Raw genomic sequence first — 11,764 nt, forward strand, 5'->3', positions numbered from 1 at the left:
ATCAAAAGCCCGTGAGTACCGCGGGCTTTTGATTTAGCTATGTAAATATTAATCCTCTATTAATAAGTTTTCAGTTCACCAATCTCTGTCTCAACTGCTTTCAATATATCATGACTCTTCACACAAACCATCATATTGTTATGGTCTTTAAAAAGCGGCCTGTCAATATCAAGATGTTCAACTACTTTCCTCACTGCCCTATGCGCTGCCTTCGTTCCTTTTCCTACACTGTAATCTCTGAAATCAATGGCTTGTGCTGCCGCAATATATTCTATCCCGAGTATTCCCCATGCATTTTCAATTATCTGCCTGTTCTTTAAAGCTGTATTCATACCCATACTCACAAAATCTTCTTGATCAGCAGCAGCAGGAATCGATTGTATTGAAGCAGGCATAGATAGTATTCTCTGCTCAACAATTAGCATGTCAGCCGTGTACTGGCTCAGCATATGTCCTGAAAACATTCCGGCACCTTTTGTCAAAAATGCCGGCAGACCAACACTTAATGCCGGATGCAGCAATCTGTTTAATCTTCTCTCTGAAAGTACACATACCATTGTAAGCGATGCACCAAGCATATCAAGTGGTACGCTTATCGGTGAACCTTGAAAATTCGCGCCGGTTAATACCACTTCATCATCCGGTATGAAAATCGGATTGTCGCCTATCCCGTTCAGTTCTATCTCTACCTGCTCGCGAGTCCATCTCAGTTGGTCTCTTGCAGCACCAATCACCTGCGGAGTCGAACGCATCGAATATGCATCCTGTACTTTTACCTTTACCTTGCCAAGTAAATCCGAACCCTCAATCATCTTTTTTATATTTTCAGCTGAAGTTATTGCACCCCTGAATCCTCTTAACTGATGTAATCTTGCATCGTAAGGTTTAAGGTTTGCCATAAGTGCCTCTAACGACATAGTTGCAGCTATCTCAGCTTGCTTTAAAAGTCTTTCAATTTCGTAAACCTGCAGGCACCCCATTGCATTCATAACATTACTGCCGTTTATTGCCGATAGACCGTCACGTGCCTGTAATCCGGGTACGGGTATTCCCGCTTTCTTTAACGCTTTAATCGTTGGCATTCTCTTTCCTTCATAAAAAGATTCGCCCTCTCCCATCAAAGAAAGTGCGATCTGGCTCATCGGGGATAAGTCTCCGCATGCTCCTACGCTGCCTTTCGTGCATACAACCGGTGTTACTCCTTTATTCAGCATTTCAACGTATGTCTGTGTTATCTCCGGTCTACATCCGGAAAGACCGTTTGCATGTACATTAATCCTGGCAAGCATCGCGCCTCTTACAATCTCAATTGGAAATGGTTCTCCTATACCTGCCGCATGATTGTAGATTAAATACTTCTGAAACTCTTTTATTTCATTCTCATTCAGTACAACGTTTACAAGTTCTCCTATTCCTGTATTTACACCGTACATGATTTCTTTGGCTTCTATTCTCTTCTCAAGAAATGCTCTGCACTTTTTAATTCTTTCAATGGCATCAGGATGAAGTTCAACTTTATCGTTCTTTACTGCTACGTTGTAGACGTCTTCTATCTTTAGATTCTTTCCTGTTACTGTTACTGGCATGACATTATTCCTCTTTTGTATTTTGATTTATACAAATATAGTATTATTAAGATACCTTAAAAATTCAATTTCTTAACTCTTGTATTAAAAATGTTCTAATTCTTATTTGTCGTGTATTAAATAATTCTTATTGCCAATAATGAATTATTCCTTTTAGAATAAACATCTCAAGTCTTACATTTAAAGGTTTTTTCTTAACTCATGTATCTGAAAATTTTCTCTTTTATTTTCCTTAAATAAACAATATCTTATCTTAAATTCATACGTAATTGGGTCATGAGGACAGTATTTCTTAATATTTTATTTTGAGATCTGATATTCGGTACGTTTCATCAAACGGTATTTAGCCCATTTATTTTTTAAATGAATTAAAATTATTCAACCTATTAATATGCCGGACACTAAAGATTCTTACAAAGTACTTATTCTTGAAGATAACATAAATGATTCGAACCTCATTAAAATCGAATTATCTCATAATATCGAAGCCAACTTGATTTTTAAAACTGTAAACAGCAAAAACGATTTCATAAATTCATTAAAAGATTTCATTCCCGATATTGTAATAAGCGATTTTAACCTGCCTCAATTCAACGGTTTCGAGGCTCTTGCATTGACCATTGAACATGATAAGAATCTTCCTTTTATAATTTCTACCGGTTCTTTGACTGAGGAACATGCTGCTGATTCAATCAAACTCGGTGCTTGGGATTATGTTGTTAAAGAAAGACTGCACCGCCTTCCGACAGCTTTCGTAAACGCATTGAAAATCAAAAAAGAGAGAATTAATAGACTTCAGATTGAAAAAGATTTACGGGATAGTCAGATGTTTGTTCAAAATCTTGCCCAAGCGTCTCCTGTCGGTATTTTTCGTACTAAAGTTGATGGTTGCGTTACTTATGTTAATCCGAAATGGTCCGAATTAACTGGACTTAAATCTGCTGATTCAATGGATCTAAATTGGACTTCAGTACTTCATCCCGAAGATAAAGAAAAATTATCTGGTTTGTTTGATAATCATGGCTCTTCTGTTGAGTTGAGATTTTTAAAATCGGATGGCGATGTTGGTTGGGTCATTGCTAATACTGTACCTGAAATCACAGACGGGAAAACTATTGGCTACATTGGTACTATTACTGATATTACGGATAGGAAAAATATTGAATCTGAAATTATAAAAGAGAAGGAAAGAGCTGAAGCAAGCGATAAACTTAAAACTGCTTTCATGAACAATATATCCCATGAAATACGAACTCCGTTAAATGGAATTCTTGGTTTTTCTTCTTTGCTTTTTGAACCTGATATCACAGATGATGATCGAAAATCTTACTTTGATATCATCGATAGCAGCAGTAAAAGACTCATTCAGACTATTACTGATTATATGGATATTTCGCTTATCACCTCAGGTAGTGTTAGTGTGGATAATACAATGTTTAAACTGATTGATTTACTCGATGAGATATACAACTTGAATAAGCCGCTTTTTGTGAAAAAGGGAATAAAATTTGAATTTAATATCCCTCCGGATTTAAGGAGTATTAATATTGATGTTGACAGAGAATTGTTGAGTAAGGTCTTTCAGCATCTTATTGATAATGCCCTTAAGTTTACCCAAAAGGGGAAAGTCATTCTTGGCGGTGAAATGAAAAAGGGTTTTGTAGAATTGTATGTTAAGGATACAGGTGTTGGAATAAGTAAAGATGTCCTTGCTATTATTTTTGATGATTTTATGCAGGAAGATTCATCCTCGTCTCGAGGTTATGAAGGCAGCGGTCTTGGACTTGCTATTGTGAAAGGATTTATAAAAATACTCGGAGGCTCAATTAAAGTTGATTCCGAAAAAAGAATCGGCAGTACTTTTACTTTTACTATTCCTTGTAATAATAAAGAACCTATAAATTCAATTGATAATAAGAAATCCGAAATAATTTGTAACTCAATTCCTGTTATTCTTATAGCTGAGGATGATGATTTTAACTTCTTCTACCTACGGACTATCCTGAAGAATTATTTCGAATTAATTCATGCTAAAGACGGTGGAGAGGTTCTTGAATTGTTTAACGCAAATCCTGATATTCAACTTATTTTGATGGATATAAAAATGCCTGTTCTAAATGGAATAGAAGTCACTAAGAAAATCAGGGAAACAAATAAAGATATACCCATTATTGCTGTTACTGCCTATGCTCAAAAAGGAGACTATGAAAGATGTATCCATGCAGGCTGTAATGAATATGTAACTAAACCTATCCAGAGAGAATTGTTATTCGATACTATCAAAAAATTTGGAATTACCGTTAAAAACAGAGCAAAAAGTTGAAATAATGATATTTATAGTCACTTTTTCTTTTGATAATATGAAAAAATGTACCTTCAATGCTTTTGATATTCAATAGTCGTGCCATAATCATTCTAGAAAGAAAATTATTATGTTGTATTAATTATTTCTTCTGCTTATTTTAATAAAAAATTATATTACATTTATTACAAGTTTAACACTAAATAATAGAAAGGACTAAACATGAAAAAGTACACTAATTCAGCAATTGTGCTGCTGATAATCTTATCTCTCAGCATAGTTTATGTATCCTGCAACAAAGATGAAAATCCCCTTGTTCCCCCAAGTGATGTTACATCTATTCAGGCGAACGGTACCATTCAGCAGAATACTCGTACTAATGCAACTGGTACTCTAATTGTTGTTGACCAAAATGGTGCACCGGTTTCGGGTATTTCTGGTTCAAATGTAACAGCATACATGAGATGGCCTGCTAAGGTTGCGGATTCTGTCGCGGGTGCGGTTACTGTTACTTCAAACACTGGTTCAGGAAAAAATGTCTCTGGTGCCGTTACTATGGACTACAGTGGAAGCATGGGTTCTTCTCAGATTCAGTGTATGGAAGATGGTGTAAAAACATACATAAACGCTATGGGCTCAAATGACCAGTCCGAAATTATTAAATTCGACGATGTGGTTATCGTAGCTCAACCTTTTACCAACAATAAAGCTCTGCTTATTAACGCTGTTGACAGTAATTTTAGTCTCGGTGGAAGTACTGCTTTATATCAGTCTATTTACAAAGGAACAACCGACCTGATACCTGTGAGTGGAACGTCGTACACTAAAGCTGTTATTGCTTTTACTGACGGTGGTGAAAATGCTTCATCAGTATCAAGAGCTACTATGATTAGTACAGCTCTGAATAACGCTATTCCTGTTTACTCTATTTTCTTGTATAACGATACTACAAATTCTCTTGCAAGAGATATGAGAAATATTGCTGATACAACTGGCGGATTCTTCTTCTGGGCTAAACCCGATGCAACTTGTTCTTCTTCATTAACGGGTGTGTATAATACTATTAAAGGTCAGATTTCAGGTTCCTATTCTATGGACATAAATTGGCCGGCAAGTACATTACCTCCTACTGGTACATTAGTTAGGGTAACCATAATAATTAGTTTCAACGGAATGAAATCATCATTTACAAAAACTTATAATATCTTGTAATTAAATCTTATCTATAATTTAAAGGCATTCTGTAATATAGAATGCCTTTTTTATTTAACCTCCATTCTTCTTAAGGTATCAAATCCTTATCAGTCATCGTATGTTCCGGTAATTCTGCTTTGCTCGTAAGAATAAATATTTTATTCTCTGAGTTTACTTTATATGTGAAAAGCATAAATTGATATGCTGTTAAACTTTGTTTCATATTTTCATGTCTATTATATAGAGCCAAAACTGTGCTTAATGTTGGTTATTAATAGATGAAGGTTCTTATGCGAATTTCATAATCTTTTGGAACAAAATTTTATTTATTGTGTTTGAAATGTATAAGCATTATTATTACAACTATGAAAATTCTGTCACTTTTATTTTTGATGTTTATTACTTCGGGTCTCTTTGCTCAAAGAAATGATCTGCCGTTCGGAATTTCTATCGGTGCTACTCTCGGCACTTACGCAGGTGCTGACTTTGGGAGTGCTTATTACATGTCATTCTATAACTCTGATTATTACGATGATTACTATCGTAACAATGGTTATTATTATAATAACAACTACAATAATAGTTTCTTAAGCCCCCTTGAATTTGACCTTGGTATGGATTTCAGGATTACTGATAATTTGTCTGTTAACTTTGAATCTTCTTTTATATGGCATATAAACGGTAAACCTCACAGAGACTATATGACCGTTATTACAAGTCAAAGAAGTTATACGGAAAAGTGGGAAAACTCTTACATGTACTCCGTTCCTTTGTTTTTAAACTTGAAAGTGTATCCATTCGGTAGGCAGAATTATTCCATGTATATCTCGGGTGGATATGGTATGCAGTATACTACTGAATCAATGGATAGGGTCAGAGAAGACATTAACTATGGTTATAATTACCACGGATACAGGTCTTATGTATACGGAGTGTCTGACGCTAAATGGCTTCAGGGTATTAAGCTTGCTGTCGGTATGAGCTTTTCGGTCAGTGATTATCTTAGTAACGAAACCGAAATAAAAGTCACTAATTTCTTTCCCCAGAGAAATGCCTTCTCTCCTCTTGCTATGAACACTTCCACAAATATTACATTCATCGGTATTACTTCAAAAATGTACATAAACTTTTAATCAGTTTTAACAAATCTATTGTACATTGAAAACAATCTCAAAATTGCATACTTTGTAATCCTATAGCCCGTGTGGCGGAACTGGTAGACGCGCAGGACTTAAAATCCTGTTCACTGCAAGGTGAGTATCGGTTCGATTCCGATTGCGGGCACAAATGACTCTCAGGTGTAATCCTCAGAGTCATTTTTATTTTCTAATAAGAAGTATCGGTTCGATTCCGATTGCGGGCACAAATGACTCTCAGGTGTAATCCTCAGAGTCATTTTTATTTTTATCCCTTTAAACCATTCCTTCCAAACAGTTCTTAATATTTACAGATTATTTCAAATTAAATAGAATTATATTTATGTAACTAATACCTTATTATGAAAAAAACGATTCTAATTTTTTTACTTGTTTTTTCAGGTTTGTTACAATCACAAACATTAATAAATTCATATCCCTTCCCGTACTATAGTCCTTATAATTATTTCTGGGGTATAACTGTAAAAAACGATACTCTTTGGGCAGGCTCGGATTATACCGGCGGGACTTCTTATCCCTTTTCCAAATTATTTAAAATTACAAAAACGGGAGTTTTAGTTGACAGTCTAACAACTTCTTTAACATTTAATCATGGTTTGGCGTGGGATGGAAGCGGGTTTTGGATTGCAGAATCTTACCGCTCTTCTGGAGCAAGATTATATAAAATAAATCTTGCCGGTGCGAAAATTGACAGTATCTATACTGGTTCCTACGCACAAGGGATTGGCGGTGTTGCTCTTGACGGTAATTATCTCTGGTTCTCAACTTATTATCCTGATTATGCTTCTTATCCTTATTCTTATGCTTATAAAATGAACTTATCTACAAAAACTCTCGTAGATACTATTCCTTTAAGAGGCAGGCAAGTATATGGTATCGCTGTTAAAGGTGATACTATTCTTTATGTAACGAGTAGTTTTCAGGGAGATGCTGAACGTATTTATGGTTTCAGAAAAGCTATTGGTGATACATTGTTCTCTTTCTCTGCACCCGACCCTGATAATGACTGCGACCCAAAAGGTTTACATTGGGACGGACAATATTTGTGGTTAGTCGCATACAGAGTAGGTAATAATGTTTATCCATACAGAAATATTTATAAGTACGGATTGACCGGCGGTGGAACACCTATTATTACTGCCTCATCGGTAAACTTCGATTTCGGAAATACTTTAATAGGTTCAACTACTACACGTAATTTATTAGTGACAAATAACGGTACATCGAATCTAATAATCACCGGAAAAAATTTCAACAACCCAAGATTTGGAATACAGCAGAATTCCGTTCCCGATACCTTAATCCCTCAGCAGTCTAAAAGTTATACCTTATCATTCTCTCCTCTTGTTTTTGGAAATGATTCAGCTGTGTTATCTTTATCAAGCAATGATCCGGCAACTCCAATAAAAAATATTTCATTAAAAGGTAGAGGAATTTATACTGGTTCATTCGCTTATTTTCCAATTACAAGTTACAACTATGGCGAAAGAAGGCAGAATTCTTTGTGCGGTTTTACCCTTCCGATATCAAACAGGGGAAATGCTCCTTTAGTAATTAATTCTATTACCTTGGCTTCAAATCGTTTTAGGTTAGATACTGTTGGTTTGACTTTTCCTGTCGTAATCGATACCCAAAAAACCCAATCGTTTAGAATTTGGTATAATCCGAATCAAGTTGGAAATTATAAAGATTCTGTAAAAATAATTTCAAACTCAATAAATTTACCCACAGCTTATATACCGCTTTCAGGGAGTGTTATCATTTCACAATATCAGTTAGGTACAATTCTGTGGCAGGGAGTAATTCCCGATAACCCGAACTCTGTTTATAACAATTACAAACCCATTAGCATAAAGCAAATTAACGATGTTAACGCGGACGGTTATAATGATATTCTCGTAGCCACTGATAATTATCAAACAATTTGTTTTAACGGAAATTCTTCTGTTACTTCTGATATACTCTGGATTTTCAATACATACTCATCTTCCAGTAATATTGGGTCAGTGACTTATGAGGAGGCAATGCAAATCCGGGATGATATTGACGGCGACGGTATTCAGGATGTTGTAATTGGTTGTGGTGCTGGTAATGAAAATGTTTATACAATTTCCGGCAGAACAGGTAGAATGATTTGGGTATTCGGTGATTCTACATCCTCGAATCAGGGCGCAATTAATGGTATTCGCGTTGACAAGGATTATAATGGTGATGGAATAAAAGATGTTCTTGCATCAGCAAGCGGAACGGGCGAGCCTGCAACACCCGGAAGGCGCTCAGTTTACTGCCTGAACGGCATTAATGGTAATGTGATATTTCAGAATTCACAGACCGATTGGGAATTTCTTATGGACGTAGCAAATAATCAAATCGGAGGTGCCGTTTCGGTTCATAATAATTATGGTCCTTATGCAGTAAGAGGTTTCAATAATACTGGAACTAATCTCTGGACATACTCAAGTGCAGATGTTGTATGGCAATTAAGCGATGTAAATAGTATTAATGCCGATACGATAAGGGATTTTCTTGGATTTGAAGGATTCAACGGAAAAATCCTTTCTTTAAATGGTTCAACAGGACAGGAAATATGGTCAAGGAATCTCGGAAATAGTGTAAACGGAAACATGAAAATTATGCAGGATTATAATTTTGGAAATAACATTTATCGTGTAATGGTTTCGGGAGCTAAAACATTGCACCTGATTGATCCGGTTACATCTACTTCTCAATGGTCAAATCCGCTTGATAATTCTTATGTCTTCGGAGTTTGTCAGTTGAATTATGGTCAATTTTATACACCCAATGTCGTTGCTGCAACTTTTGCTAACCACGTGTACGTCTGCAATTTCCAAACAGGGAGCATTTTATTCGAATATTCATTCGGTTCTGGCGGACCCGCTACAGCTGCAGAAAAAGTCTCATCACTTAAGAGTTTACGCGGTATAAATTCATTCGGATGTTCTGATGAGTTTGTTGCAGGTAGTCGCGACGGTAGAATTATTTGTTTTTCAGGAGGAAGTTTCCTGACTCCGGGTGTTCAGACAATAAGTAATAATGTTCCTGATAAATATAAACTCGAACAGAATTATCCTAATCCTTTTAACCCCTCTACTGCCATACGTTTTCAGCTGCCGGTAGCAGGTAATGTTAAATTAATAATTTATGATTTGCAGGGAAGGGAAATAGAAACCTTGGTTAATGAAAGGCTCGAGGCAGGAGAGTATCAAACCGAATGGAATGTGAAAAATTATTCCAACGGAGTCTATTTCTATATTTTGTCCGCAGGTAATTACAGAGAAACAAAGAAAATGATAGTGCTGAAATAAAAAAGAATAACATGTGTTTATAAAGAGCCGAAGAGGTTATACTTTCCGGCTCTTTTTACTCCATAACTTCATAACTATTTCACTTTAAAAGAATCATCCTCCTCGTCTTTCTAAAGTCTCCAGCCCGCAGTTGATAAAAATACACCCCGCTATTTAACCTCGTACCATCAAAATCAACCTCATACCTTCCCGCTTGCACCCTCTCATTCACCAGCGTCTGCACCTCACGACCCATCACGTCATACACCTTTAACACTACCAAAATATTGTCATCCCCGAATGTTTTTATCGGGGATCTCATCACATCAAATCTTATCCTCGTCACAGGATTAAACGGATTCGGATAATTCTGATAAAGAAAATATTTGTCAGGAATATTTTCATTAATGTTATTTATCCACACTTGACCGCCACCGTCAGTAGTTCTAAATATTGTTCCTAAGTAACCTGCCGCATAACCTGTCAATGTATCCAGAAAATATATATCATTTATTTGACGATTTACACTTAGTGGCTGTGTAATCCAATTTTGACCACTGTTTGTTGTCTTTAGAATTGAACTTCCTAATGATATATACCAGTTATTAAAATTTACTGCGTATGATGATGTTATTCTGCCGCTTAATGGTAAAACTTTAGCAGTCCAGTTAATTCCACCATTTGTTGTTTTAATATTATATCTATCGGTTATTAATATTCCATTAAGAGAATCAAAAAAAGTGATTGATCTAACATCATCATCTAAACCACCGTCATAAATCAAATTCCAGTTTAGACCCCCATTAATAGTTTTAAATAAGTGAGGACCCAAATGTCCAGCAAAACCCGTGTTTTCGTTAAGGAAAAACATTTTATCAAAACCTCCTATTTCTGTAGTTATATGCTGCCAGGTTTCTCCGCCATCTGTTGTTTTTCCGATCACAGTTCCTGCATTATAATATCCCGTATTGTTAATAAAACAAGCAGCATTTAAAGTAGGAGGGATGCCACTCTCTTTTATTACCCAGTTCAAACCACTGTTTGTTGTTTTCTGAACATTGCTCCAAGAAATCGCAATTACAGTAGTTGAATCTAAACAATGCACATATACAAAGTGACCACCACCGTTAAGGTTTGTCCAATAATTTCCGCCGTTAGTTGTTTTTACTATTGCGTTATCGCCCACTGCAAATCCTGTGTTTGCATTAGCAAAATGAACTGAGAATAATTCGTTTCGTGTACCCGAAGAAATCACATTCCAGTTTATACCTGAATTGGTTGTTTTGATAATTCTTCCCTGAGCTGAATTAATGTAACCAGTATTGATATCAGAAAAATCAAACGAAAGATTCCCAGAATATGCTGAACCCATTAATGCTGTCCAGCTATTGCCTTTATCAGTTGTTCTGTAAACTAATCCAATTTCTCTGCTGAAAAGATACCCGTTGAGAGAGTCTAAAAATTTTATATCTTTAATGTTACTAGCTGGAGATACTTGTGTAAGAAAGAACCAATTATCACCGCCGTCAGTTGATTTTAAAACATTGCCGTTAGACCCGGTTACTAACCCTGTGTTCTGATTAAAGAAATATGCACATGATGCAATATATGGATACAAATTTTTTGCAATCCAGTTTATTCCTCCATTTGTTGTCTTTAAAATATTGTCTCCAAGACAACAAATTCCCGTACTTTCATTCTGAAAATACAACACCTGATAAAGAGAAGAAATCATTAAATCTGTATTAATTGTACTCCAGTTATTTCCGGCGTTTGTTGTTTTCATAATTACATTACTGTTATCCTGATAAGCATATCCTGTATTATTATTTATAAAAGATATACAATGAATCCCATAATTTGAATTTGAATTGTAAGAGATACTCCAATTCTCGCCTGCATTAGTAGTCTTAATAATGATAGAAGAATCACCAATTGCAAAACCCGAAGTCGAATTAATAAAAACAAGGTGTCGCAGATATTTTGTAGTATTGGAATTTATATTTTTCCAATTAGCGCCTCCGTTTGTAGTTTTAATTATTGAACCGACCGAGCCAACTGATATGCCGGTATTATTATCAATAAATTTAACAGAAACAAGTGCAGTTATGGTCGGCAAAGGACTTTGCATAATCCAGCCAGATTGAGGGTAAACATCATTAGCGGTTAATATTAGAAAAACAATTATTGCAAATATATTTTTCATATTTTAAAATGTAT

7 protein-coding genes and 1 tRNA gene are annotated in these 11,764 nt (G+C 35.6%); 5 read left to right on the forward strand and 3 right to left on the reverse strand.

Features of this window, described 5'->3' with window-relative positions; all coding sequences use genetic code 11:
- Positions 1–59 precede the first annotated feature (59 nt).
- Positions 60–1,586 (reverse strand): aromatic amino acid ammonia-lyase, encoded by a 1,527-nt coding sequence (locus WC644_12690; GenBank protein MFA5012793.1) that lies wholly within the window; start codon positions 1,584–1,586, stop codon positions 60–62.
- Positions 1,587–1,977: 391 nt separating this feature from the next.
- Between WC644_12690 and WC644_12695 the strand changes: the two genes are divergently transcribed.
- Both WC644_12695 and WC644_12700 read left to right on the forward strand, forming a co-directional pair.
- On the forward strand, positions 1,978–3,909 hold the full coding sequence (locus tag WC644_12695; protein ID MFA5012794.1) for a response regulator: 1,932 nt from the start codon (positions 1,978–1,980) through the stop codon (positions 3,907–3,909).
- Positions 3,910–4,110: 201 nt separating this feature from the next.
- Complete coding sequence (locus WC644_12700; protein ID MFA5012795.1) at positions 4,111–5,100, forward strand: VWA domain-containing protein; 990 nt, start codon at positions 4,111–4,113, stop codon at positions 5,098–5,100.
- 70 nt (positions 5,101–5,170) lie between these two features.
- Here the strand turns inward: WC644_12700 and WC644_12705 are convergent, their stop codons facing one another.
- The gene (locus WC644_12705; protein ID MFA5012796.1) at positions 5,171–5,305 is read right to left on the reverse strand and encodes a hypothetical protein; all 135 of its coding nucleotides are present in this window, start codon (positions 5,303–5,305) and stop codon (positions 5,171–5,173) included.
- 142 nt (positions 5,306–5,447) lie between these two features.
- Between WC644_12705 and WC644_12710 the strand changes: the two genes are divergently transcribed.
- The 3 genes from WC644_12710 to WC644_12720 all read left to right on the forward strand — a co-directional run bounded on the left by WC644_12710 (position 5,448) and on the right by WC644_12720 (position 9,565).
- Positions 5,448–6,215 carry a hypothetical protein gene (locus WC644_12710; protein MFA5012797.1) on the forward strand — a complete coding sequence of 256 codons (768 nt, stop codon included), beginning with the start codon at positions 5,448–5,450 and terminating at the stop codon, positions 6,213–6,215.
- Positions 6,216–6,280: 65 nt separating this feature from the next.
- Positions 6,281–6,366 (forward strand) — tRNA-Leu (locus WC644_12715).
- A gap of 214 nt (positions 6,367–6,580) precedes the next feature.
- On the forward strand, positions 6,581–9,565 hold the full coding sequence (locus WC644_12720) for a choice-of-anchor D domain-containing protein (protein ID MFA5012798.1): 2,985 nt from the start codon (positions 6,581–6,583) through the stop codon (positions 9,563–9,565).
- Positions 9,566–9,644: 79 nt separating this feature from the next.
- On the opposite strand, the gene WC644_12725 is transcribed toward WC644_12720, so the two are convergent.
- Positions 9,645–11,750 (reverse strand): YCF48-related protein, encoded by a 2,106-nt coding sequence (locus WC644_12725; GenBank protein ID MFA5012799.1) that lies wholly within the window; start codon positions 11,748–11,750, stop codon positions 9,645–9,647.
- Positions 11,751–11,764 lie beyond the last annotated feature (14 nt).

It is taken from the genome of Ignavibacteria bacterium (assembly GCA_041649015.1).
Classification (GTDB): Bacteria; Bacteroidota; Ignavibacteria; order Tepidaquicellales; family Tepidaquicellaceae; genus CAIKZJ01.